This is a genomic window from Pseudomonas sp. NFACC08-1 (assembly GCF_900106735.1).
GTDB classification, from domain to species: domain Bacteria; phylum Pseudomonadota; class Gammaproteobacteria; order Pseudomonadales; family Pseudomonadaceae; genus Aquipseudomonas; species Aquipseudomonas fluorescens_Q.
This window is the reverse complement of sequence record NZ_FNNL01000020.1, coordinates 12108-37008: the sequence shown is the minus strand read 5'-3', so window position 1 is coordinate 37008 and position 24901 is coordinate 12108. Positions and strand designations below refer to the sequence as shown.

Below are 24901 nucleotides of genomic sequence, written 5' to 3'. Positions count from 1 at the left end.
GTACTCATGCCCGGTCGCAAGCGGCGCCAGACACACATCGAGGGTGCAACCACCCTCGATAAAACGAAATCAACGGACGCGTCCCTGCGCCCATGCAGCCGGAACTAGCCCGGCACGCGGCGGATCTTGGCGCCGAGCATCTGCAGTTTCTCTTCGATGCACTCATAACCACGGTCGATGTGGTAGATGCGATCGATCAGGGTATCGCCTTCGGCAACCAGGGCCGAGATGACCAGGCTGGCCGAGGCCCGCAGGTCGGTGGCCATCACTGGCGCGCCCTTGAGCTTCTCGGTGCCGGTCACGATGGCCGTGTTGCCTTCCACCTGGATCTTGGCGCCCATGCGGTGCAGTTCGTAGACGTGCATGAAACGGTTTTCGAAGATCGTCTCGATCACCGCACCCGTGCCTTCGGCAATGGCGTTGAGGGAGATGAACTGCGCCTGCATGTCGGTCGGGAACGCCGGGTATGGAGCGGTCCGCACGTTGACGGCTTTTGGCCGCTTGCCGTGCATGTTCACTTCGATCCAGTCTTCGCCGCAGGTGACTTCGGCACCGGCTTCCTTGAGTTTCTCCAGGACGGCTTCAAGGATGGTCGGATCGGTGTCCTTGACCTTGACGCGGCCACCGGTGACCGCAGCGGCCACCAGGTAGGTACCGGTTTCGATCCGGTCCGGCATCACTTTGTAGGTGGCCGAATGCAGGCGCTCGACGCCATCGATGGTGATGGTATCGGTGCCGGCGCCGCTGATCTTGGCGCCCATGGCGATCAGGAAGTTCGCCAGGTCGACCACTTCAGGCTCGCGTGCGGCGTTTTGCAGCACGCTGCGGCCCTTGGCCAGTGCGGCGGCCATCATGATGTTCTCGGTCCCGGTCACACTGACGGTATCGAAGAAGAAGTGCGCGCCGCGCAAGCCGCCTTCCGGCGCCTTGGCCTTGATGTAGCCGCCTTCGACGTCGATTACCGCGCCCATGGCTTCCAGGCCGCGAATGTGCAGGTCCACCGGGCGCGAGCCAATGGCGCAACCGCCAGGCAAGGCGACTTCGGCTTCACCGAAACGGGCGACCATCGGGCCCAATACCAGGATCGACGCACGCATGGTCTTCACCAGCTCGTACGGGGCGACCAGGGTCTTGATGGTGCGCGGGTCGATCTCGACGCTGAGCTTCTCGTCGATCACCGGCTCGATGCCCATGCGGCCGAACAGCTCGATCATCGTGGTGATGTCGTGCAGGTGCGGCAGGTTGGCCACGGTCACCGGGCCATCACATAGCAGGGTCGCGGCCAGGATCGGCAGGGCGGAGTTCTTTGCCCCGGAAATACGGATTTCGCCATCAAGACGAACGCCGCCGGTAATAATCAGTTTATCCATAAGAATCTCGAGGCCCTTGGGCTCAGGTGCGCCCGGCCCAGGCCGCGCTGCTGAAAAATTTCATCGTGACCGCGTGGATGCTGCCATCGGCGATCCATGGGTTCAAATGGGCATAGATGCTCTGCTGACGCTTCACTGGGCTCAACGCCGCCAGTTCATCGCTGATCACGTTCAGCTGGAAGTTGCAGCCTTCGCCTTCAACTTCCACCTGCGTACCAGGCAGCTTTCCTTCTAGGAAGCTCTTCACTTCTACAGCCTGCATGCTCAACCTCAATCGGCGCCCTGTGCGCGCGGGTCGCACATCATACAAAAAAGCCCCGCGCCTGCGAACCCCGCGAAGCAGGACTCTGACGAGTAACGCTGGCCACTTGCTTGCGTGAATCATCATGGCGAGGGCGCTTGCTCCCGCCTGGCTGCAAAGCAGCCCCAATAAAAGCAGGGGCCGCTGCGCGGCCAGCGGGAGCAAGCTCCCTCGCCACAATGGGTCAGGGGTGCGCCAACAACTCGGTCAGCTCGCTGACCTGGGCTATTTCGCGCATGTCTTCGGGCATCCCACGGATGCTCCACGTTTTGCCGGCAGCCTTGGCGTCCCGCATGAAGCACAGCAGCAGCGACAGGCCGACGCTGCTGGACTTCTGCACCGCCGAGCAGTCAATGACCACCTCGGCGGCACTGATGGACTTGATCAGCGCCTGGCCCTCCTTGCGCAGGGCCGGGCCCGTGCGGTAATCCAGCACGCCACTGAGCATCAGCACGCCAGCCTCACCCAGACGAACGGCCGATTCACTCACCGACTCGATCATTGCGCCTGCTTCTCTTCGGCTTCTTCGGCCACTTCCTTGGCCTTGGCGACCTCACCGGCCCAACCGTTGATGGTCTTGTCCAGATCGTTGCCATTGCGCTGCATCGCGTCGGCGAACTGATCGCGGAACAGCTTGCCGATGTTGATGCCATTGATGATCACGTTGCGCACCTTCCACTCGTCGTTGATTTTCTCGAGAGTGTAGGAAACAGGGTAGATCGCGCCGTTGTTACCCTTGACCTGCATGTCGACGCTGGTGCGGGTGCCACTTTCGTCCTTGGCCGGCGAAACGGTGATGCCCTGGTTGTTGTACTCAAGCAAGGCGTTGCCATAGAACTGCATCAGGCTGCGCTTGAAGTTCTCCTGGAAACGAGTCATCTGTGCCGGACTCGCCTTGCGCGAGTACTTGACGGTCATGATGCTCCTGGAGATGCCGTCGGCGTCCACAACGGGGCCGACGATGCCGTTCAGCGCGTCATAGAACGCACTCGGGTCCTGCTTGTACTTCTCTTTGTTGGCGGAAAGGTCCGCCAACAGCCGGGTCGTCGTGTCCTGGATGATGTCATGGGCCGAAGGCGCAGCCACGGCGTTAGCCATCAACGGCAGCGCGGCAAGCAGCACCAACAGGCCACGTCGCAAGATAGAGATCATTCAAAAGCTCCTCATTTGGCGTCTTTGCTAACGGTATTGAGCAGGAATTTACCGATCAGGTCCTCGAGCACCAGGGACGACTGCGTGTCGTGGATGACACCACCGTCCTTGAGCACGGTGTCTTCCCCACCCACGCTGATGCCAATGTATTTCTCACCCAGCAGCCCAGCCGTGAGGATAGATGCAGTGGAATCAGTCGGCAGGTTATCCACGCGCTTTTCCAACTGCAGCGTCACCCGACCGGTGAAATCCTCGCGATTCAGATCGATTGCCGTGACCTTGCCGATAGTGACACCGGCCATGGTCACCTTTGCTCTGACCGTCAAACCGGCGATATTGTCAAAGTTGGCATAAAGTTTATAAGTATCGGTGCTTGCCGTCGGCGCCAGTCCACTGACCCGCAGGGCCAGCAACAGCAAAGCCAGGATGCCAGCCAGCAAGAAAAGGCCGACACCGATTTCCAGGGTGCGGTTTTGCATCAGAAATCTCCAAACATCAAGGCGGTCAGAATAAAGTCGAGGCCCAGGACCGCCAACGAGGCGTACACCACGGTCTTGGTTGTGGCACGGCTGATCCCCTCTGACGTGGGCTCACAGTCATAGCCTTGAAACACGGCGATCCAGGTCACGACGAAAGCGAATACGGCACTTTTGATCACGCCATTGAGGACATCGTCGAGGAAGTCGACGCTGTTTTGCATGTTCGACCAGTAGGAACCCTCATAGACCCCAAGCCAGTCGACAGCCACCCACGAGCCGCCCCAGATCCCCACGACGCTGAAAATCATCGCCAGCACCGGCAGGGAAATGAAACCGGCCCACAGGCGCGGGGCAATGATGTACTTGAGCGGGTCGACACCAATCATTTCCAGGCTGGACAACTGCTCGGTGGACTTCATGTTACCGATTTCGGCCGTCAGCGCCGAACCGGCACGCCCGGCGAACAGTAGCGCCGTTACCACGGGGCCGAGCTCACGCAGCAGCGTCAACGCAACCATCTGCCCGACCGCCTGCTCCGAACCGTAGCTGGACAAAATGCTGAAGCCTTGCAGCGCCAGCACCATGCCGATGAAGATCCCGGAGACCACGATGATCACCAGGGACATCACGCCCACCGAGTGCAACTGCTTGACCAGCAGGCCAAAACCGCCGCCCGTCGAGTTGCGACCGAGCAAGGCGTGCATCAGGAACAGCGAGGAGCGGCCCAGTACCGCCACCACGTCGATACCCGAGCGACCAAACAGGCGAATTCTTTCCAACAGTGATTTCTTGCGCATCAGCGCTTCCCCAGCAGATCGGTACGGTAATCCGTGGCCGGAAAATGGAACGCCACCGGCCCGTCCGGATCACCCTTCATGAATTGGCGAATGCGCGGATTGTCAGAATCCGCCAGTTCCTGAGGCGTGCCCTGCCCCAGCACCTGGCTATCGCCAACCACATAGATATAGTCGGCAATGCTCGCGGTTTCGGCCAGGTCGTGGGAGACCACGATGCTGGTGATGCCCAGCGCATCGTTGAGCAGGCGGATCAGGCGCACGAGCACACCCATGGCGATCGGGTCCTGCCCGACGAAGGGTTCGTCGTACATGAGGATCTTCGGATCGAGGGCAATCGCCCGCGCCAGCGCGACCCGCCGCTTCATGCCGCCGGACAGCTCGTCAGGCATCAGGTCGAGGGCGCCCCGCAGCCCGACGGCCTGCAACTTGAGCAGGACGATGTCGCGGATCATCTCTTCCGGCAGCTCGGTATGGACCCGCAACGGGAACGCCACGTTCTCGAACACATCGAGATCGGTAAACAGCGCGCCACTCTGGAACAGCACGCCCATGTGCTTGCGCGCATCGAACAGGTCGCTGCGAGACAACTGGGGAAGATTCTGACCATTGACCCAGACTTCGCCGGCGCTGGGGCGCAGTTGTGCCCCGATCAGCCGCAACAGCGTGGTCTTGCCACACCCGGAAGGCCCCATGATGCCGGTGACCTTGCCGCGCGGAATGCGAATATCGATGTCATTGAAAATGCTGCGCGTCCCTCGCTTGAAGGACAGTCCCTTCAGCTCGACCGCGTAGGCGTTGTCGGCACTCATCTAAACTCCTTGCGATGCAGCCTCACATTCGAATGCCCTGGGCAGCCGACAAGCGCCGGTACCGCCGGGCATGCGAACCGGCGGCGAACTATATCACTGCAACGGCCAAGCGCCCAAGGCCAACGCCCCGCCTGTTAAGCCTGGCTTAAGGTTAAAAGCCACATTTTATGTCGAACCTTGCGGCCTCCCGAACAAAGCATGACGAACTTACGTGAGGGAATTGTTCATTGCCGCTATAATCGCCGCCTTTTCATCGGGCTATACGATTTCTGACATGAGCCAATCCAGCGACCTGATTCAATCGGCACAACGTACCATCCGCCTCGAGCTCGAAGCCGTGCAAGGCTTGCTGCCCCATATCGACGCTAATTTCGTACGCGCCTGCGAGATGATTCTGGCCAGCAAAGGCCGGGTGGTCGTGGTCGGCATGGGCAAGTCCGGGCACATCGGCAACAAGATCGCCGCCACCCTCGCCAGCACCGGCACCACGGCCTTTTTTGTCCATCCGGCCGAAGCCAGCCACGGAGACATGGGCATGATCACCCGGGACGACGTCATCCTGGCCCTGTCCAACTCCGGCTCCACCAATGAGATCATAACGCTGCTGCCGCTGATCAAGCGCCTGGGCATCCAGTTGATCAGCATGACCGGCAACCCGGGCTCGCCGCTGGCCAAGGCCGCCGAAGTCAACCTCAATGTTCATGTCGAACACGAAGCCTGCCCGCTGAACCTGGCACCGACCTCCTCCACCACCGCGGCCCTGGTCATGGGCGACGCCCTGGCCGTGGCGCTGCTGGAAGCCCGGGGCTTCACCGCGGAAGATTTCGCATTTTCCCATCCCGGTGGCGCCCTCGGCCGTCGCCTGCTGCTGAAAGTCGAAAACGTGATGCACGCTGGCCAGGATTTGCCACAAGTGCTGCGCGGCACGCTGCTCAAGGACGCCCTCATGGAAATGACCCGCAAAGGGCTGGGCATGACGGTGGTCCTGGAGACCGACGGCAAGCTCGCCGGGATCTTCACCGACGGCGACCTGCGCCGCACCCTGGACCGCACCATCGACATCCACAGTGCGACCATCGAGCAAGTCATGACGCCCCACGGCAAGACCGCCCGCGCCGAGATGCTCGCCGCCGAGGCCCTGAAGATCATGGAAGACCACAAGATCAGCGCCCTGGTGGTCGTCGACGGCGAAGACCGTCCGGTGGGCGCCCTGAACATGCACGATTTGCTGCGTGCGGGAGTCATGTAAATGAACACAGACCTGTTGCAACGCGGCCAAGCCATCAAGCTGGCGGTTTTCGATGTGGACGGCGTGCTGACCGACGGTCGCCTGTACTTCCTTGAAGACGGCAGCGAGTTCAAGACGTTCAACACCCTCGACGGCCAAGGCATCAAGATGTTGATGGCCGCCGGCGTGCAGACCGCTATCATCAGCGGCCGCAAGACCCCAGTGGTCGAGCGGCGCGCGAAGAACCTCGGCATCCCGCACCTTTACCAGGGGCGCGAAGACAAACTGGTGGTGCTGGACGAGCTTCTGGGTCAACTCAACCTAAGCTATGAACAGGTGGCCTACCTCGGTGACGACCTGCCAGACCTGCCGGTGATTCGCCGGGTCGGCCTGGGCATGGCGGTCGCCAACGCGGCCAGCTTCGTCCGCGAGCACGCCCACGGCGTCACCACGGCGCGAGGCGGCGAAGGTGCGGCCCGCGAATTCTGTGAACTGATCCTGCGCGCCCAGGGCCACCTCGAAGCGGCCAACGCCGCGTACCTGTGAGCCATTTATGCTGAGCAAGAAGATTCGCACCATCGTGGTGTTCGGCTGTATCGCGGCGATTTTTGCTGCGGTGGGCTACTGGAACATCAGCCCCGAACGGTTTCTCGACCGGCCTGCGGCCCAGATCGAGGAAAAGATCGACTGGTACGCGACCAACACGCATACCCTGCAGTACCTGCCCGACGGCAAAGTGCAGTACGAGATGACGTCCGACAAGGTCGACCACGTAAAGGCCACTGACATTACGCTGGTCACCAAGCCCGACCTGAACATGTTCCGCGGCACCGAGTTTCCGTGGCATGTGCAGAGCGAGCATGCCGAAGTCAATTCCGGCGGCACCGAAGTGGAACTGATCGACTCGGTGCGCATCGCCCGAACCGACGAGAAAAACCGTACGACCATCATCACCAGCACGCGCATGACCGTGTTCCCACAGCAAGAATATGCGCAGACCGAGCAACCCGTTAGAATCGACGGCGCCGGGGGTGTATCGACCGGCACGGGAATGAAAGCGTATTTGAAGGAAAGCAGGATACACCTGCTATCGAACGTAAGAGGACAGTATGAAGCTCGCTAAAACCCTCCCTATTTTGCTCAGTCTGGGCGCAGCAGCACTGGGAAGCGCGAGCGCCTGGGCTCTTCCCGACGACCGCAACCAGCCTATCCGCATCCAGGCCGACGACGCCCAGCTCGACGACAAGAATGGCGTGGCCACCTATAAAGGCGACGTGATCATCACCCAGGGCTCGATGAAGGTCACCGGCAATACCGTGACCATCACCCGCACCCAGTCCGGCGACATCGACGTGGTGACCTCGGTGGGCAACCTGGCCTATTTCGAGCAGTTGCAAACCGCAGGCGATACCAAGCCTGTGCAGGGTTACGGGGTAACCATCCAGTACCACGCCTCCCAGGATCGCGTCGTCCTGATCGACCGCGCCAAGGTCGTTGACAAGGACAACAACGTGACCCAAGGCGAGAAAATCGTCTACGACACCAACAAGAAACTCGCCAGCGCCGGTCGCGCCACCGGCAGCAAGGTGACCGAGTCGCGTCCGCGGATCGACATGGTGATCCAACCGAAAAAGAAAACCGACGAGCAGAAGGCCCAGTAATGGCAACTCTGAAAGCTCAGCACCTGGCCAAGAGCTACAAGAGCCGTCAAGTCGTGCGTGATGTCAGCCTGTCCATCGACAGCGGCCAGATCGTCGGCCTGCTCGGCCCCAACGGCGCGGGCAAGACCACCTGCTTCTACATGATCGTCGGCCTGGTCCAGGCCGATCAGGGTCGCGTGTTGATCGACGACGTGGATGTCAGCCACCAGCCGATGCACGGCCGGGCGAAGGCAGGTATCGGCTATTTGCCGCAAGAAGCATCGATCTTCCGCAAACTGTCGGTTGCCGACAACATCATGGCGATCCTCGAGACCCGCAAGGAACTCGACAAGGCCGGCCGTCGCCAGGAGTTGGAAAGCCTGCTGCAGGAATTCCACATCAGCCATATTCGCGACAACCTGGGCATGAGCCTGTCCGGCGGTGAGCGGCGTCGCGCGGAAATTGCCCGCGCCCTGGCCACCGCACCGAAGTTCATCCTGCTCGACGAACCGTTCGCTGGCGTGGACCCGATCTCGGTAGGTGATATCAAGCAGATCATCCATCACCTCAAGGCCAAGGGGATCGGCGTGCTGATCACTGACCACAACGTGCGCGAGACGCTGGATATCTGTGAAACCGCCTACATTGTCAACGATGGCCAACTGATCGCCGAAGGCGACTCCGCAGCCATCCTGGCCAATGAGCTGGTCAAGGAAGTGTATCTGGGCCATGAGTTCCGCCTGTAATCACAAGTGTCTGGCGAATTGTCCGAGCGTCGTTTAATTTTATTGTGGCGACGCTCTAGGCAAACACTTCAGTTTCAGGCATATAATTTGCTTAAGTTTGGCGCTTCGGCGCCCTGTAGTGGATGGCGCATGTGCGCCGGCTAATAAGGTGTTAAGCCCCTGCCATGAAACCATCGCTAGTCTTGAGAATGGGCCAGCAGCTGACGATGACACCGCAGCTGCAACAGGCCATCCGCCTGCTCCAATTGTCGACCCTGGACCTGCAGCAGGAAATCCAGGAGGCCCTGGAGTCCAATCCGATGCTCGAACGCCAGGAAGAAGGCGACGACTTCGACAACACCGATCCGCTGGCCGACAACGTCGAGCAGAAGACCAACACCGAAATCCCGGAACCGACCTACCAGGAAACCGCCCCGACGGTGGACAACCTCGAGGACGGCGAATGGAACGAACGCATCCCCAACGAACTGCCCGTGGACACGGCCTGGGAAGACGTCTACCAGACCAGCGCCAGCAGCCTGCCAAGCAGCGATGACGACGAGTGGGACTTCACCACCCGCACCTCTGCGGGCGAAAGCCTGCAAAGCCACCTGCTGTGGCAGTTGAACCTGGCGCCGATGTCCGACACCGATCGCCTGATCGCCGTGACCCTGATCGACTGCATCAACAACCAAGGCTACCTGGACGAGACCCTCGAAGAAATCCTGGAAGCCTTCGACCCCGAGCTCGACATCGAGCTGGACGAGATCGAAGCCGTCCTTCATCGCATCCAGCAGTTCGAACCGGCCGGCATTGGCGCCCGCAGCCTGGGCGAGTGCCTGTTGCTGCAACTGCGCCAGTTGTCCGCCAAGACACCGTGGCTGGCCGAAGCCAAGCGGCTGGTCACCGATTACATCGACCTGTTGGGCGGCCGCGACTACAGCCAACTGATGCGTCGCATGAAGCTCAAGGAAGATGAACTGCGCCAGGTCATCGAACTGGTGCAGAGCCTCAACCCGCGCCCCGGCTCGCAGATCGAATCCACCGAACCCGAATATGTAGTCCCCGACGTGATCGTGCGCAAGCACAATGATCGCTGGCTGGTGGAGCTCAACCAGGAGTCGGTGCCCAAGCTGCGGGTCAACGCCCAGTACGCCGGCTTTGTGAAGCGTGCCGACACCAGTGCCGACAACACCTTCATGCGCAACCAGTTGCAGGAAGCGCGCTGGTTCATCAAGAGCCTGCAAAGCCGCAACGAAACCCTGATGAAAGTTGCCACCCAGATCGTCGAGCATCAGCGCGGCTTCCTGGAGTACGGCGATGAAGCGATGAAACCGTTGGTCCTGCATGACATTGCCGAGGCAGTGGGCATGCACGAGTCGACGATTTCCCGGGTAACCACCCAGAAATTCATGCATACCCCTCGGGGTATCTATGAATTGAAATACTTTTTCTCCAGCCACGTCAGCACCTCCGAAGGCGGCGAATGCTCGTCCACGGCCATCCGCGCGATCATCAAAAAACTGGTGGCCGCGGAAAATCAGAAAAAGCCGTTGAGTGACAGCAAGATCGCTGGTTTACTGGAGGCACAAGGCATTCAGGTGGCCCGCCGCACCGTCGCCAAATACCGCGAATCCCTCGGGATCGCGCCTTCGAGCGAACGCAAGCGGTTGATGTAACAGGCCACGCCACAGCGTTCCAGTGGCAGGTATTTCTGCCTGCCGCTTTATGCACTGGCAACGAAGGAGAAGCTGTATGCAAGTCAACATCAGTGGACACCAACTGGAAGTGACCGAACCCCTGCGCACCTACATCGGCGAAAAACTCGACCGATTGGAGAGGCATTTCGACAAGATCACCAACGTGCAAGTCACAATGAACGTCGAGAAGCTGCTGCAGAAAATCGAAGCCACGCTGCATATCCCCGGCGGAGAAGTGGTTGCCAACGCAGAGCACACAGACATGTATGCCGCGATTGACCTGCTGACCGACAAGCTGGATCGCCAACTCAAAAAGCATAAGGAAAAGACCCAGAGCCTCCTCCAGGGCGCAACCGGTCGTTAACCCCCCCAATCCATGATCCGACTAGAAACCATCCTGACCCCCGGCCGTTCCCAGGTGAACGCGCCGGGCGGCAGTAAAAAGAAAGCCCTCGAACACATTGCCAACCTGATCCACCGCGAGGTTCCGGATCTGGAAATGCAGGACGTCTTCGAGGCCTTGGTTGCCCGTGAAAAACTCGGCTCCACCGGTTTTGGCAACGGCATCGCCATTCCCCACTGCCGTCTCAAGGGTTGTGCCGCGCCGATCAGCGCGCTGTTGCACCTTGAAACTGCTATAGATTTCGACGCCATCGACGGCGCCCCGGTCGACCTGCTGTTTGTATTGCTGGTACCGGAAGCGGCGACCGATGCGCACCTCGAGCTGCTGCGCCAGATTGCCAGCATGCTGGACCGCAAGGAAGTGCGCGAAAAACTGCGCAGCGCACCGAGCAACGAAGCGTTGTACCAGGTTGTCCTGGACGAGCAGAACGGTCATTAAAAATGCGCATGATCATTGTCAGTGGTCGCTCCGGCTCCGGTAAAAGCACGGCCCTCAACGTGCTTGAGGACAGCGGCTACTATTGCATCGACAACCTGCCCGCCGGCCTGCTGCCGGAACTGGCCGAGCGCGCCCTGATCCACACCGAGTTGGCACAGCCGCTGGTAGCGGTGTCGATCGATGCGCGTAACCTGCCAAGCCACCTGTCGCGCTTTCCTGAACTGCTCGAGGAAGTGCGCAGCCGGCATATCCAATGCGACGTGCTGTACCTGGATGCCGATGAAGAGACACTGCTCAAGCGTTTTTCCGAAACCCGCCGACGCCACCCACTGAGCAATGCCAACCGTTCGCTGGCCGAAGCCATCGAGGATGAAAGCCAGCTACTGGGGCCGATCGCCGACCTGGCAGACCTGAAGGTCAACACCACGCACCTGAACCTGTATCAGTTGCGCGACACCATCAAGCTGCGCCTGCTCAACCAACCCGAGCCGGGCACGGCGTTCCTGGTGGAGTCGTTTGGTTTCAAGCGTGGCATGCCCGTAGACGCCGACCTGGTGTTCGATGTGCGCTGCCTGCCCAATCCTTATTGGAAACCGGAATTGCGCGCTCAGTCCGGGCTCGACCAACCGGTGATCGACTACCTGGCCGCCCAGCCGGATGTCGAAGAAATGTACCAGGACATCTCCAGCTACCTGCTCAAATGGCTACCCCGCTTTGCCGCGAGCAATCGCGCCTATGTCACGATCGCCATCGGTTGTACTGGCGGTCATCACCGCTCCGTCTACCTGACCGAACGCCTGGGTCAACTCCTGCAACAATCCCTGAAGAACGTCCAGGTTCGCCACCGCGACCTCAGCTAAAGGATTCACATCGCGATGCCTGCTCAGGAAATTGAAATCATCAACAAGCTGGGTTTGCATGCCCGAGCGTCGGCCAAGTTCGTCGGAGTCGCGGGCCAGTTCAAGGACACCACCATCAGGGTGGGTCGCACACCCGAGACCGCGGTCGACGGTAAAAGCATCATGGCGATGATGATGCTCGCCGCTGGCAAGGGCACCAAGATCCACCTGCACACTGAAGGCGATCGAGCGCAGGAAGCGATGGATGCCCTGGTGGACCTGATCAACAGGTACTTCGACGAAGGCGAATAACCCCCCTGTGGTGAGGGGATTTATCCCCGCTGGGGTGCGAAGCGCCCCCCCAAAAAAAGCTCTATGCAATCAACCAGGGCCACCGCGAGAGTAGGTTTTGGGGCTGCTTCGCAGCCCAGCGGGGATAAATCCCCTCGCCACAGATTGATCCTGCCCCACAGATTGTCCCCCCTGCCACACAGATTGATCCCTGCCCCACAGATTGTCCCCCTGCCACACAGATTGATCTCTGTCCCACAGACTTTCCCTGTCACGCCAACGCCGTATCCATCACCATCATCAGGCAAAACCCCACCAGCAACCCGAGGCTCGCCAGCTTGTCATGGCCATTGCGGCGCGATTCGGGAATGACCTCGTGAGTCACCACCAGCAGCATCGCCCCGGCCGCCAGCGCCAGCCCCAGGGGCAGCAGCATCTCGGCCAGGCTCACCAACCAGGCGCACAACAGCGCAAACACTGGCTCGACCAGCCCTGACGCAGCGCCAATCACGAACGCCTTGAGCCGCGACATCCCGGCCGCCGCCAGCACCAGCGCGATCACCAGCCCTTCAGGGACATCCTGCAAGGCGATCCCCATCGCCAGGCTGTCGGCATCGGGCATGCCGCCACCCGCCGATACGCCAACGGCCATCCCCTCAGGAATGTTGTGGGCCACGATGGCAAACACGAACAGCCAGATCCGCGGGGCAATGATCGGACGTCCGGGCGCCTCTACCAGCCTTGCAGGGCTGGCTGACACTTTACGGTCGACCAGGTACAGCCCGAATGCCCCCAGCAGGATACCGAAGCTGATCAGGCCACTGGCCGCCCAAGGCGTGAGCCCCAGCTGTTCGGCTGCGGCAATGCCCGGCACGATCAGCGAAAACGCCGTCGCGGCCAGCATCACGCCAGCCCCGAAACCGAGTAACGAATCACTCACGGCCTGGGGCATGCGGCGGATCACCAGCACCGGCACAGCGCCCAACGCCGTGCCCAAGGCGCAAAGCCCACCGCCCTGCAGGGCACGCAACAGTTTCGGCTCCAGGTCCAGCCACGCCAGGCCCTGGGCTACCAGCAATGTCATCCCGGCCAACAATAACAGCGATCCCAAGGCGTAGCGGAACATCCGTCCGCTCCCTATCGCCAGCGTTTCAGTATCCATAGTCAGCCTTGGATTGTTTATGAGGCACTCAGGCCAGCGCAGCCTGGTAACGGCGTGCGACTTCCGGCCAGTTGATCACGTTGTAGAACGCGTTGATGTATTCCGGCCGACGGTTCTGGTACAGCAGGTAATACGCGTGCTCCCAGACGTCCAGGCCCAGGATCGGCGTATGGCCGTTCATCAACGGGCTGTCCTGGTTGCCGCTGCTTTCCACCACCAATGTCTTTTGCGGGGTCACGCTCAACCAGGCCCAACCGCTGCCGAAACGGGTCAGCGCCGCCTTGGTGAATGCTTCCTTGAACCGTTCGAGCCCACCCAGTTGCGCTTCGATCGCGGCGGCCAGGGCCCCCTCTGGGTGTCCACCGCCCTGGGGCGCCATGACCTCCCAGAACAACGAATGGTTGGCATGGCCGCCGCCCTGGTTGATCACCGCGGCCCTGAGGCTTTGCGGCAATTGCTCGATGCTGGACAGCAGTTTTTCGACCGGCCATTGGGCGTATTCGGTACCGTCCACCGCCGCGTTGAGGTTGTTGATGTAGGTCTGGTGATGCTTGGTGTAGTGGATTTCCATGGTTTGCGCATCGATGTGCGGTTCCAGGGCATCGTAGGCGTAGGGCAATGCAGGCAAGGTAAAAGCCATTTTCAATGAACTCCGTAATGAACAGGGGCATCGCGCTGCTGGGGCGAAGCGGCATTGCAACCCAGCAGGCGCTGGGTACGAGGGTATTCACCGTGTTCGCTGATGAACGTCAGCAGTTCGACATAGGTCTTGTGGCTCTGACGCAACGCAGCAGCACGCAGGGCCGGCGCCATGCGCTCGTCCTGCAGGGTCTGCAACAACCGCTGGTGGATGGCGCAGAGGTACTCGGCGCTCTCCTCTGGCTGGTTCAGGCGCAAGTGCAGGTCCGCCAGGTTGTGATGGGAGACGACGCACGCGGCCACCGCTTCGTCGGCATCCGACCAACGCTCGAACAGCACCTGGGCCAGCGCCAGGGCTTGCAGGTAGGCTTCGCGGGCATCTACCAGCTCGCCCAGCATGAAACAGCGGTTGGCCCGTTCAATCGTACGTTTCCAGTGTTCCATGATGAGTCCTCCACACAGGTGTCGGGGGTTACACGCCGCCGGCGGTGAGCTTCTCCGGGTCCAGCAGGACTTCGAGTTCGCTGCGTGTCAGGTCGGTGTGCTCCAGGGCGACATCAATGACCGGCCGACCTTGCTGGTAAGCCTTCTTGGCGATTTCAGCGGCCTTCTGGTAACCAATGATCGGATTCAGCGCGGTCACCAGGATCGGATTGCGCGACAACGCTTCCTTGAGCCGGGCCTCGTTGACCTTGAAGGTGGCGATGGCCTTGTCCGCCAGCAAGCGGCTGGCAGTGGACATCAGCGCGATGCTGCTCAGCAGGTTCTGGGCGATGATCGGCAGCATCACGTTCAATTCGAAGTTGCCCGATTGACCGGCGATAGTGATCACCGTGTCGTTGCCGATCACTTGGGCCGCCACCATCGCGGTGGCTTCAGGAATGACCGGGTTGACCTTGCCGGGCATGATCGAGGAGCCCGGCTGCAAGCCTTCGAGTTCGATCTCGCCCAGGCCCGCCAGTGGCCCGGAGTTCATCCAGCGCAGGTCGTTGGCGATTTTCATCAGCGACACCGCCGTGGTCTTGAGCTGTCCGGACACCGCCACGGCGGTGTCCTGGGAGCCGATCAGCGCGAACAGATTCTGGCCTGGGGTGAACTGCACCTGGGTCAGTTGCGTCAGTTGTTGACTGAACAGCTCGGCGAAGCGTGGATGGGCGTTGACCCCGGTGCCGACCGCCGTACCGCCCTGGGCGAGGGATTGCAGGCTCGGCAGCAGGTCCTGCAAGTGGCCGATATTGGCCTTGAGTTGCTGCGCCCAGCCGTCGAGCACCTGGCTCAGGCGCACCGGCATGGCATCCATCAGGTGGGTGCGACCGGTCTTGATGAACGGGTGCACCTCCTCGGCCTTGCGCTCAATCACCTGCACTAGGTGCAACAGCGCCGGCAGCAGTTGCTCATGCAAGGCCAGCGCAGCGCTGACATGAATGCTGGTAGGGATGATGTCATTGCTGCTCTGGCCGCAATTGACGTGGTCGTTCGGATTAACCGTTTCCCCCAACAGACGACTGGCGAGGGTGGCGATCACTTCGTTGGCATTCATGTTGGAACTGGTGCCGGAGCCGGTCTGGAAGATATCCACCGGGAAGTGGTCCATGAATTGGCCTTCGAGTAGCCCTTGGGCGGCGTCGACAATGGCCTTGCCCTGTGCAGGGCTGATTTGTTCCAGCTCGACGTTGGCCCGGGCGGCGGCGGCCTTGGCCAGGATCAGGGCGCGGATGAACTGCGCCGGCATACGCTGGCCGCTGACCGGAAAGTTATCCACTGCGCGCTGGGTCTGGGCGCCATAGAGGGCATCCACCGGGACTTGCAGCTCGCCCATGCTGTCGCGTTCGATACGGGTATTACTCATCGGGAGATCCTTGCACCAGTTCAATAAGAGGAATCGACGGCTCGAGGGCGCAGGTCGCCAGCGCCCAGGCATGACTCTGCCAACGCTTGAGGCGGCAGCGGCACAGTGATTGTTGTTCGAGCTCACGCAGAGGACGCCAGGCCTGGTCGAGGCAGAGATTGCGCCAATGCCACGGCAGCGCGACGTCGGCGGCGGTGTCGAGCAGCAAGCGGAACGCGGTTTCGGAAATCATCCACGGTGAAGTGGCGGTGCAGCAGGCCAGATAACGGCCTTCGGCCAGGTAATGCTCGATCAGCCGCGGCTCGTCCGGACTCATCGCACAACGGATCTGGCGACTCATCCAGCGCCAGCTTTCAAGGTAGGGTTGCTCGTGCAGGGCAGAACTCATGACCGGGGCTCACTCGGCTAATGAGATTCATTATTAGATGATAATAAGAAGCAACACAACTGTAAGCCCGTACAAAATTCACCGTGGCGAGGGAGCTTGCTCCCGCTGGACTGCGAAGCAGGCCCTGTTTATCAGGGTTGTCATGTCTTTGCGGTGCTGCTGAGATTTTTGCGGCTGCTGCGCAGCCGAGCGGGAGCAAGCTCCCTCGCCACAGGGGTTTCTGCGAACATGAAAAAGGCGCGTCACCCGCTAGGATGACGCGCCTTTTTTACTGCGATTGAAGGTCAGCTACCCGCTACTGTCATCCGCTCGATCAGTACCGAGCCGGTACGGATGTTGCTGCGCATTTCCAGATCGTTGCCCACCGCTACGATCTGCTTGAACATGTCGCGCATGTTCCCGGCGATGGTCACTTCCTGGACCGGGAACTGGATCTCGCCGTTCTCGACCCAAAAACCCGCCGCGCCACGGGAATAGTCGCCGGTGACCATGTTCAGGCCATGGCCCATCAGTTCAGTCACCAGCAGGCCACGCCCCATGCGCCGCAGCAAGGCGGCCTGGTCTTCTTCGCCATGGGTCACGAACAGGTTATGCACGCCACCGGCATTGGCGGTGCTCGGCATGCCGAGTTTGCGGCCCGAATAGGTACCGAGGATGTAAGACACCAACTCGCCCTTTTCCACGAACGGCTTGGCGTAGGTGGCCAGGCCGTCGCCGTCGAACGCGGAGCTGCCCATGGCCTGCATCAGGTGCGGACGCTCGTCGATGGTCATCCATTCCGGGAACAGTTTCTGCCCCAGCGCGCCCTCGAGGAACGACGATTTGCGGTACAGGTTGCCGCCAGACACCGCCGACAGGAAGCTGCCGAACAAGCCGCCGGCCAGCTCGGCCGAAAACAACACCGGCACTTCACAGGTCGGCACCGGCCGCGCGCCCAGGCGGCTGGCCGCCCGTTGTGCGGCTTTCCGGCCAATGCTCACCGGGTCCGCCAGCAAGGTGCCCTGGCGGTTCACGTCGTACCAGTAATCGCGCTGCATCTGGCCATCGGCTTCGGCGATCATCACGCAACTGAGACTGTGGCGGGTCGATGCATAACCGCCGATGAAGCCGTGGCTGTTGCCATAGACCCGGCAGCCCTGGTGGGTATTGAGCGTCGTGCCGTCGGCATTCTTGATACGGCTGTCGGCCTCGAATGCCGCCGCTTCGCAACGCAGTGCCTGTTCGATGGCCTGCTCGGGGGTGATGTCCCAGGCGTGAAACAGGTCGAAGTCGCGCAGCTCCTTGCACATCAGCGCAGCATCGGCCAGGCCCGAGGCTTCGTCTTCGGAGGTGTGCTTGGCAATAGCCAGTGCCGCGGCGACGGTTTCGCGAATGGCCTCCGGACCACTCGCCGACGTGCTGGCCGAGCCCTTGCGCTGGCCCACGTACAAGGTGATGCCAAAGCCCTGGTCGCGATTGAATTCGACGGTTTCCACCTCGCGCTGGCGCACCGACGTCGACAGGCCCTGCTCCAGCGATACAGCCACTTCACAGGCACTGGCGCCCTGGCGCTTGGCCTCGGCAAGGATCTGCTCGACTTGCTCCTGCAGTGCCGGCAATGCTTGCGGGCCGACGCTTTGAACTGCACTCATGGTGTTCTCCACTCAAATTCTTCTTTCGGTGATGGCCTTCGAGCGACCGGGCCGGACAAGCGGCCCCCGACTGGTTATCATGGCGGCGTTTCTTTGCGGACTGCCACCATGGTTGATTCTTACGACGACTCCCTCTACGAGGGTGAAAAAAGCAAATCCCAGGTCAAACGCGAGCTGCATGCTCTGGTTGACCTCGGCGAGCGACTGACAACACTCAAGCCTGACTTGCTGGCCAAACTGCCTTTGACCGACGCCTTGCGCCGGGCCCTGGCCGATGCGCCCAAGCACACCGCGAATATCGCGCGTAAACGGCACCTGCAATTCATCGGCAAACTGATGCGCGATCAGGACACTGACGCCATTTTGGTCCTGCTCGATCAACTCGATGCCTCCACCCGGCAATACAACGAACGTTTCCACAACCTGGAGCGCTGGCGCGATCGCTTGATCGCAGGCGACGACGGCACCCTGGAAAAATTCGTCATCGACTACCCGGAGGCTGATCGTCAGCAATTACGCTCCCTGATCCGTCAGGCCCAGCACGAACTGGCGCAGAACAAGCCACCGGCCTCGAGCCGTAAAATCTTCAAGTACATCCGTGAGCTGGACGAAACCCAACGCGGCTTGCGCTGATCGTTCACTGGCTCACCAATCCCTTGCCAGGGTAGCCATTACCGTGGCGAGGGAGCTTGCTCCCGCTCGGTTGCGCAGCGACCGCATGGGGCTACTGCGTAGCCCAGCGGGAGCAAGCTCCCTCGCCACGGCCCTGAATATGTTCATGCGCCCGTGCCACCCACGGTAATCGCGTCGATCTTCAAGGTCGGCTGGCCGACGCCCACCGGCACCGATTGCCCATCCTTGCCACACGTCCCCACACCGCTGTCCAGCGCCAGGTCGTTACCGACCATCGACACCTTGCTCATCGCCTCCGGCCCGTTGCCGATCAGGGTCGCGCCTTTGACCGGCGCGGTGATCTTGCCGTCTTCGATCAGGTAGGCCTCGCTGGTGGAGAACACGAACTTGCCACTGGTGATGTCCACCTGGCCGCCGCCGAGGTTGGCGCAATAGATACCTTTTTTCACCGAGGCGATAATTTCCGCCGGATCGCTTTGACCACCGAGCATGTAGGTGTTGGTCATGCGCGGCATGGGCAGGTGCGCGTAGGATTCACGGCGACCGTTGCCCGTGCGGGCCACGCCCATCAGCCGGGCATTGAGCTTGTCTTGCATGTAGCCCTTGAGCACACCGTTCTCGATCAGCGTGGTGCATTCGGTCGGCGTGCCTTCGTCGTCGACGCTCAGGGAGCCACGACGCCCGGCCAGGGTGCCGTCATCGACGATGGTGCAGAGTTTCGAGGCAACCATTTCCCCCATGCGCCCGCTGTAGGCTGAGCTGCCCTTGCGGTTGAAATCGCCTTCCAGGCCGTGACCCACCGCTTCGTGCAGCAGCACGCCGGACCAACCGGACCCCAGCACCACCGGCAACGTACCGGCCGGGGCCGGAATGGCCTCGAGGTTGACCAGCGCCTGGCGCAGCGCTTCGCGGGCGTAGCCCATGGCACGGTCTTCGCTGAGGAAATAACGGTAATCGGTGCGTCCGCCGCCGCCATGGCCACCGCGCTCACGGCGACCGTTCTGCTCGACGATCACGCTGACGTTGAACCGCACCAGCGGCCGCACGTCCGCCGCCAGACCGCCGTCGGTGGAAGCCACCAGGATCCGCTCCCAGACCCCGGCCATGCTCACCGTCACTTGCTGGATACGCGGGTCGAGGGCGCGGGTGGCGACGTCGATGCGCTTGAGCAGCTCGACTTTTTCGGCGCGGCTCATGACTTCCAGCGGGTTATCCGGCGCATACAACTGCGCCACGTCCTGGCTGCTGAACGCCTGGACCGTGCCGTTCTGCCCGGCGCGGGAGATCGAGCGGGCCGCACGGGCCGCGGCACCGAGGGCCTCCAGGGTAATGGCGTTGCTGTAGGCAAAACCGGTTTTTTCCCCGGACTGGGCGCGCACACCCACGCCCTGGTCAAGGTTGAAACTGCCTTCCTTGACGATGCCGTCTTCCAGCGACCAGGATTCGGAGATCTGCCCCTGGAAATACAGGTCGGCCGCATCGATGCCCGGGCCGGCCAGGTCGCCCAGCACGCCTTGCAGGCTCTCCAGGGTTACGCCGCCAGGGGCTAAGAGGTGTTCACTGACTGAGGACAACAACCCGCTCATATGTTTTACGCCTTGAATTCGTCGTCTTGGACAGGTCGCTGTCGAGCGCCCTGCGAGAAAAAGCGCCGATGGCTGGCCACCGGCATGCGCGCCCGGATGGACGCCTGTTCGCTGCTGTCGCGTGCGGCCAGCAGCACGGCCTCACCTTGATCCTGTTGTGCCAGCACACGGCCCCACGGGTCGACAATCGCGGCATGGCCAAAGGTTTCCCGCGGCCCCGGATGCACGCCGCCCTGGGCGGCCGCCAGCATGTAGCACTGGGTCTCGATGGCCCGGGCGCGAATCAATACCTCCCAATGGGCCGCGCCGGTCACCGCGGTAAACGCCGACGGCGCCGTGATCAGTTCGGCCCCGGCAGCCCGCAACTCGCTGTAGAGCTCCGGAAATCGCAAGTCGTAACAGACCGTCAGGCCGACCCGGCCCACGGGGGTATCGGCAACCACCACGTTAGCGCCATAAGCATAGTCATCCGACTCGCGATAGCGCCCGCGATTGTCCGCCACATCCACATCAAACAAGTGCAGCTTGTCGTAGCGCGCCACGATCTGGCCCTGATCGTCGACCAGCAACGAACAGGCGTGGGACCTGGCCTCGGGCTGGTCCACCGGTGGCAACGGCAACGTGCCGGCCACAATCCATAACTTGAGGTCTCGGGCGACCTGTTTCAACCAGGGCAGGATCGGTCCCTGACCAAAGGCTTCGGCACGACCGATATCGGCAATGTCCCGCCGTCCCATCGCCGCGAAATTCTCCGGCAGCACGGCCAGCCTGGCGCCGCCTGCGGCAGCCTGCTCCAGCAGCACCCGGGCACGGGCCAGGTTGGCGAGCACATCGCTCTGGCTGACCATTTGAATCACTGCGACGGACATGGCAGTTCCCCGTTGTTTGGTAGTGCCCCTGTGGGAGCGAGCTTGCTCGCGATTGCGGTGGATCAGTCAACAAAAATGTTGGATGTACCGGCCTCATCGCGAGCAAGCTCGCTCCCACAGGGGATTGTCATCGTCTGTCAGAACGGCTTATCAAAGGTAATCTTCGGCTCTTTCCACGGCCCCTTGACGTCGTATCTTACGCTGGCAAAGCGCGCCACGCGGTCGCCGATCAGTTTGTCGATCAAAAACAGCGCGCCACCCACCGCCGGGGCACCGACGATCAGCGCGGCGATTGGCAGGTTGTTGGTCACCGGCAGCGTCACCAGCAACTTGGCGTCGACCCGGTCGGCCACCATGTCCAGCGTGCCGTTGAGTTCCAGGTTGCTCGACGGCCCGGTCAGGGTAATGGGTTCGCGGGTCACGTACACACCATCGCTTGCCACCAGCAGTCCCTTGACCCGGTCGTAGCTCAGCCCCTTGCCGAACAGGTCGGAGAAGTCCAGGCGCAAGCGTCGGCCGATGGAGTTGAAGTTCAGCAGGCCAAATACCCGCAACGCCTGGGCGCTGCCTTCCACTTCGACAAACTGGCCCTTGCTCAGCGACGCGTCGAGGCTGCCGGAAAAACGCTTGGTGGCGACCCACGCTGGCGAGCCGGGCCAGCGGCCATCGACATCCAGGCGGAACGTCTGGCTGGTCACGCTTGGGGCATAACCCCAGCCCTTGAGCACGTCGCCCAGGTTCTTGCCGCCGATACGGCCCTTGTACCAACTGCTGGTGGAACCGGGCGCGCCTTCCCAACCACCACTGCCGTTCAACACCATGCCCTTGAGGCCCATGTCCAGCTCGTTCAGCGCGATGCCCTTGGCGGTCGGTCGCACTTTCAACGACCACGCACCGATGAGATCAGGGCCCTGGAACAATTGGTCGATGGCAATATCCATGGCCGGGATTTTGCCGGGATCGACCGACGCCAACGGGTCCGGTGAGTTTTCATCCGCCTGGACCGTCGGGTCTGTGGCCGGCAGGCGCACATAATCAAGCTTGATACCAATCGGGGCGGCCTTTGCGTCCGGCAGGCTGACATTGCCCTTGGCCTGCTGGCTGTCGAGCCGCAAGGCCCAGGCGTCCGGCCTGCGGTCCAATTGCACCGATGCCTGGTCCAGGGTCGTACCCATGGCCGTGAGCTTGCCGACAGTCAGATCGACGCTGCTGAGCAGTTGCTTGGCACTGCCGCCCGGATCCTGGCCAGCGTACTTGTTGACCAGGTCCTGCCAGGGACTCACGTCCAGTGCAGGCAGTGTGCCGCGCAGTCGCAGTCCCTTGGCCCCGGGTAGAACGGCATCGCCGGCCCCCAGCAACAATTCGCCACGACCATCGGCGACTTTCCCGCTCGGCGCGGCGTAAGTGAAATTGGCCAGATCGCCATAATCGAGCCAATAACGCCGCTCCGGCCCTTGCAGGGTCATGCGAAACACCGTGTCGCGCCCGACATCGGCGGCCATGCCGAAGGGTGCCGGCAGGTCCACCGCCACGCCCTTGAGGTTGGAACTGACCGACAATTGGCTGTCGGCGCCGTCGAGGATCACTTGCAACTGGTACGGCACGACACCGGATACCGGCAACGGCTGGGTGACATTCAGCCAACTGGTGAGTTTCTTGATCTCCACCTGCCCGGACGCCGTGACTCGTGTGTTGAGCGCTCCGGCGTGGCCTTCGGCGAAAATCTGTGCGGTCACGGGCCGGTCGAATGCCCGGGCACTGATGCCCTTGCCGCTCAAGCCCTTGTTGCTGTCGAAGCGGAAATCGCCCTTGAGTTGGGTCAGTTCCAGTACCGGCTCGCTGAGCTTGAGACGGGCCTTGTCGGTGGCGAAATCCACCAGGATCTTCGGTTGCTCGCCTTTGACCAGGGGGATGTCGAGCTTCACGCTGCCTTGCAGGTCGCCCTCGCCTTCCCAGCCGGCAAATGTCTCGGCGGTCCCGATCGGCGCGGTCTGGAGGATTTTCAGACCGTCCCCCAGTCCTCCAGCGAACCCGCCGTCCAGAAACAGATGAACGCTCTGCCCGCTGGGTACATGGGGAATGTTCACCGAAACATCCTTGACCTGGGTATCGAGCAATTGTCCTTGGCTGGCGAAGATGCGTACGCCGCTGTCTTCGACGAAGACATCACCGCTGACCTTGCTGACCGAAGGCCAGCCCGGCTGGAACGCCAGTTCGGCGTCATGCACCTTGAAAAACAGGCTGATACTGCGTGCCGCGTCTTCGGCACCGTGATTGAGCGAGCCTTGATACTGGAAGAAGCCCTCGTCCACCGCGCCCTTGACGATGGCCGTGCGCAGCCACTCATCCAGCGCCGGGCTGAGGACCGCCGGCAGGTACTTGGCGGTGTAGCGTCCGTCACCGTCCACCAGGCCAACCCGCAGGTCCATGTAGTCTTCCTGGCTGTGGTCGAAATGCAGGCGGATCAGGAAATCGCCAGCAATCCGCCCCTCCTCGCCCAGCACCTTCAAATACGGCGCGATCAGGGTGAAGCCTTGCTTGTCGAGCTTCCAGGTCAACCGGGCGTTGGCCTGCAGGTACTGCCAGGGCTTGGCGAAAATCGGGTCCAGGTGCAGGGAAAAATCCTTGCTGTCCATGCGCAGCTCGCCGCCACCGAGGTCGCCGCTCAGACTCCCCGATACATTGCGCGCAGCCGGGGCGCCGCGATAGGCGTCAAAGCCCACGGTGTCCAGGTTGGTGGCGAAGCTGATTTTCTGGTCACCGGCGTTCTGCGGCCGGTAGTCCAGCAGCACGTTGCGCAGGCTACCGGTCACCTTGAGACGGTCGATGGTCGTCGCCAGGCCTTCAGGCAACGGTGCCAGGGCGTTGAGCAAAGGCGTAAGCGGGGTCAGGTCGAGGCGATCGGCCTGCAGGTGCCAGCGCTCCTCGGCCTTTTCGGTGGCAGCACTCTGTTGCAGTTGCAGGCGCGATTCCCAGCGGGTTTCGCCCAGGTTCATCGCCAGGGAATCGAAGGTCGCGGTAAATCCCTGGTCACCACGCTGGAAATATCCATTGAGCGCCAGGTTATGGATCTGCACCGGCTTGCGCTCGGCGTAGGCACCCAGGATGTCAGGAGCGTTCAAGCGCATGGCCGCGCTTTGCACCGTACCGCCACCCCAACTCAGCCAGAACTCGCCACCGGCCTTGATCCGGGAAAAATTCCATTGCTGGGTCAGGCGTTTGGGCAGCCATTTGGACCAGTCGCTTTGCGGCAGGCTCAGGTACGCATCGGCCTGGCCGTTCTTCCAGTCACTGGCGCGGATATGGGTGCGCAGGTTGATCGCCACCGGCTGACCGTCAGGCAGGGTCAAGCGCACGTCCAGCCGTTGACGGATGGCGCCGGTGCGCAAGCTCAAACCGACGTAGGTGAGGGTCAGCGGTGGTTGCTCGACAGGTTGCAACGTCACCTGGCTATCGAGCAGCGAGAACCTGGAGACCACCTGCATGCGTTCGAGCAATTGCTGCGGATCGAGGGGCTGGTCGTCCTTCACCGGCAGGCCTTCCAGGGCCCACTTGCCGTCGGTGCCCTCCTTGAGGCTGATCTTCAGGCCGCTGACTTCCAGGTGGGCAATACGCACCTGACGTGCCAGCAGGCTGTCCCACAGGTCAGGCACGACTCGCACCTGATCCAGGTGCAAGGCGTTGGGGCCTTCGCCGACCACCACGTCGCGCGCAGCCAGGATTGGCGCCAGGGCGCTCCAGCTACCGTCGAGGCGTCCGATGTGCACAGGCATGCCCAAGGCAGCGCCGGCACGGGTCTCGACCTCGGCGCGATATTCGGCCACCAGCGGGACCAGCTCGCGACCGAGGCTGACGTACAACGCCAGCAACACCAGCAGCAGGGCGCACAGCCCCAGCCCCCAGCGAGTCAGCGCCGCCAAAATGCGTGTCAGACGCTCCATGTCAGTGGGCTCCCCTGGCAAAGACGATCAA

General features: G+C 61.7%; 27 protein-coding genes. 11 read left to right on the top strand and 16 right to left on the bottom strand.

The features are described from left to right. Positions 1-104: 104 nt before the first annotated feature. From murA to BLU76_RS28080, 7 genes are all read right to left on the bottom strand, one after another. Positions 105-1370, bottom strand: coding sequence for a UDP-N-acetylglucosamine 1-carboxyvinyltransferase (gene murA / locus BLU76_RS28110; RefSeq protein WP_003197868.1), 1266 nt, complete (start codon positions 1368-1370; stop codon positions 105-107). Between the two features lie 22 nt (positions 1371-1392). Then, entirely contained in the window at positions 1393-1632 is a 240-nt protein-coding gene (locus tag BLU76_RS28105; RefSeq protein ID WP_092225356.1) for a BolA family protein, read from the bottom strand. A 223-nt stretch (positions 1633-1855) separates the two neighbouring features. Beyond that, positions 1856-2161 carry an STAS domain-containing protein gene (locus BLU76_RS28100; RefSeq protein ID WP_063325164.1) on the bottom strand — a complete coding sequence of 102 codons (306 nt, stop codon included), beginning with the start codon at positions 2159-2161 and terminating at the stop codon, positions 1856-1858. An 8-nt stretch (positions 2162-2169) separates the two neighbouring features. Next, positions 2170-2823: an MlaC/ttg2D family ABC transporter substrate-binding protein gene (locus BLU76_RS28095; protein WP_063322906.1), complete on the bottom strand. Its 654-nt coding sequence runs from the start codon at positions 2821-2823 to the stop codon at positions 2170-2172. 11 nt (positions 2824-2834) lie between these two features. Beyond that, positions 2835-3302, bottom strand: a complete 468-nt coding sequence (gene mlaD / locus BLU76_RS28090) for an outer membrane lipid asymmetry maintenance protein MlaD (RefSeq protein ID WP_003178020.1) — start codon at positions 3300-3302, stop codon at positions 2835-2837. Beyond that, the gene (mlaE, locus tag BLU76_RS28085; RefSeq protein ID WP_046063856.1) at positions 3302-4099 is read right to left on the bottom strand and encodes a lipid asymmetry maintenance ABC transporter permease subunit MlaE; all 798 of its coding nucleotides are present in this window, start codon (positions 4097-4099) and stop codon (positions 3302-3304) included. Before mlaE ends, mlaD begins: the two co-directional genes overlap by 1 nt. Continuing rightward, positions 4099-4908, bottom strand: a complete 810-nt coding sequence (locus BLU76_RS28080) for an ATP-binding cassette domain-containing protein (RefSeq protein WP_072346979.1) — start codon at positions 4906-4908, stop codon at positions 4099-4101. The genes mlaE and BLU76_RS28080 overlap by 1 nt, the downstream gene beginning before the upstream one ends. A 274-nt stretch (positions 4909-5182) precedes the next feature. Here BLU76_RS28080 and BLU76_RS28075 point away from each other — a divergent pair, with 274 nt between their 5' ends. From BLU76_RS28075 to BLU76_RS28030, 10 genes are all read left to right on the top strand, one after another. Continuing rightward, the gene (locus tag BLU76_RS28075; protein ID WP_092225354.1) at positions 5183-6157 is read left to right on the top strand and encodes a KpsF/GutQ family sugar-phosphate isomerase; all 975 of its coding nucleotides are present in this window, start codon (positions 5183-5185) and stop codon (positions 6155-6157) included. Then, complete coding sequence (locus BLU76_RS28070) at positions 6158-6682, top strand: KdsC family phosphatase (RefSeq protein ID WP_063322910.1); 525 nt, start codon at positions 6158-6160, stop codon at positions 6680-6682. Positions 6683-6689: 7 nt separating this feature from the next. After that, positions 6690-7259: an LPS export ABC transporter periplasmic protein LptC gene (gene lptC, locus BLU76_RS28065; protein WP_063322911.1), complete on the top strand. Its 570-nt coding sequence runs from the start codon at positions 6690-6692 to the stop codon at positions 7257-7259. Next, positions 7246-7797 carry a lipopolysaccharide transport periplasmic protein LptA gene (lptA, locus tag BLU76_RS28060; protein WP_063322912.1) on the top strand — a complete coding sequence of 184 codons (552 nt, stop codon included), beginning with the start codon at positions 7246-7248 and terminating at the stop codon, positions 7795-7797. The genes lptC and lptA overlap by 14 nt, the downstream gene beginning before the upstream one ends. Next, a complete protein-coding gene (lptB, locus tag BLU76_RS28055; RefSeq protein WP_063322913.1) occupies positions 7797-8522 on the top strand; it encodes an LPS export ABC transporter ATP-binding protein in 726 nt (241 codons plus the stop codon). Before lptA ends, lptB begins: the two co-directional genes overlap by 1 nt. Positions 8523-8686: 164 nt before the next feature. Further along, a complete protein-coding gene (locus BLU76_RS28050) occupies positions 8687-10180 on the top strand; it encodes an RNA polymerase factor sigma-54 (protein ID WP_092225352.1) in 1494 nt (497 codons plus the stop codon). 76 nt (positions 10181-10256) lie between these two features. Then, the gene (gene hpf / locus BLU76_RS28045; protein WP_003178005.1) at positions 10257-10565 is read left to right on the top strand and encodes a ribosome hibernation-promoting factor, HPF/YfiA family; all 309 of its coding nucleotides are present in this window, start codon (positions 10257-10259) and stop codon (positions 10563-10565) included. Positions 10566-10577: 12 nt separating this feature from the next. Beyond that, positions 10578-11042, top strand: a complete 465-nt coding sequence (ptsN, locus tag BLU76_RS28040; protein WP_003197847.1) for a PTS IIA-like nitrogen regulatory protein PtsN — start codon at positions 10578-10580, stop codon at positions 11040-11042. A 2-nt stretch (positions 11043-11044) separates the two neighbouring features. Next, positions 11045-11902: an RNase adapter RapZ gene (gene rapZ / locus BLU76_RS28035; protein ID WP_003197845.1), complete on the top strand. Its 858-nt coding sequence runs from the start codon at positions 11045-11047 to the stop codon at positions 11900-11902. 15 nt (positions 11903-11917) lie between these two features. Further along, complete coding sequence (locus tag BLU76_RS28030) at positions 11918-12193, top strand: HPr family phosphocarrier protein (protein WP_063322915.1); 276 nt, start codon at positions 11918-11920, stop codon at positions 12191-12193. 250 nt (positions 12194-12443) lie between these two features. Here BLU76_RS28030 and BLU76_RS28025 read toward each other — a convergent pair whose 3' ends face one another. The 6 genes from BLU76_RS28025 to pmbA all read right to left on the bottom strand — a co-directional run bounded on the left by BLU76_RS28025 (position 12444) and on the right by pmbA (position 17841). Then, complete coding sequence (locus BLU76_RS28025; protein ID WP_092225350.1) at positions 12444-13334, bottom strand: ZIP family metal transporter; 891 nt, start codon at positions 13332-13334, stop codon at positions 12444-12446. Between the two features lie 28 nt (positions 13335-13362). Then, complete coding sequence (locus BLU76_RS28020; RefSeq protein ID WP_092225348.1) at positions 13363-13974, bottom strand: superoxide dismutase; 612 nt, start codon at positions 13972-13974, stop codon at positions 13363-13365. A gap of 2 nt (positions 13975-13976) precedes the next feature. Continuing rightward, positions 13977-14417 (bottom strand): hypothetical protein, encoded by a 441-nt coding sequence (locus BLU76_RS28015; RefSeq protein ID WP_063322917.1) that lies wholly within the window; start codon positions 14415-14417, stop codon positions 13977-13979. Between the two features lie 28 nt (positions 14418-14445). Continuing rightward, entirely contained in the window at positions 14446-15822 is a 1377-nt protein-coding gene (locus tag BLU76_RS28010) for a class II fumarate hydratase (RefSeq protein WP_063322918.1), read from the bottom strand. Then, positions 15815-16210, bottom strand: coding sequence for a hypothetical protein (locus BLU76_RS28005; RefSeq protein ID WP_063322919.1), 396 nt, complete (start codon positions 16208-16210; stop codon positions 15815-15817). The genes BLU76_RS28010 and BLU76_RS28005 overlap by 8 nt, the downstream gene beginning before the upstream one ends. Before the next feature lie 284 nt (positions 16211-16494). Beyond that, complete coding sequence (gene pmbA / locus BLU76_RS28000; RefSeq protein ID WP_092225346.1) at positions 16495-17841, bottom strand: metalloprotease PmbA; 1347 nt, start codon at positions 17839-17841, stop codon at positions 16495-16497. 108 nt (positions 17842-17949) lie between these two features. On the opposite strand from pmbA, the gene yjgA reads away from it, so the two are divergent. Then, positions 17950-18474, top strand: coding sequence for a ribosome biogenesis factor YjgA (gene yjgA, locus BLU76_RS27995; protein ID WP_014336624.1), 525 nt, complete (start codon positions 17950-17952; stop codon positions 18472-18474). Between the two features lie 143 nt (positions 18475-18617). Here the strand turns inward: yjgA and tldD are convergent, their stop codons facing one another. The 3 genes from tldD to BLU76_RS27980 form a co-directional block, all read right to left on the bottom strand. Continuing rightward, positions 18618-20060 (bottom strand): metalloprotease TldD, encoded by a 1443-nt coding sequence (gene tldD / locus BLU76_RS27990; protein WP_072341241.1) that lies wholly within the window; start codon positions 20058-20060, stop codon positions 18618-18620. Positions 20061-20065: 5 nt separating this feature from the next. Beyond that, positions 20066-20929, bottom strand: coding sequence for a carbon-nitrogen hydrolase family protein (locus tag BLU76_RS27985; protein ID WP_092225345.1), 864 nt, complete (start codon positions 20927-20929; stop codon positions 20066-20068). A 137-nt stretch (positions 20930-21066) separates the two neighbouring features. Then, positions 21067-24870 (bottom strand): YhdP family protein, encoded by a 3804-nt coding sequence (locus tag BLU76_RS27980; protein WP_092225343.1) that lies wholly within the window; start codon positions 24868-24870, stop codon positions 21067-21069. Between the last annotated feature and the right edge of the window lie 31 nt (positions 24871-24901).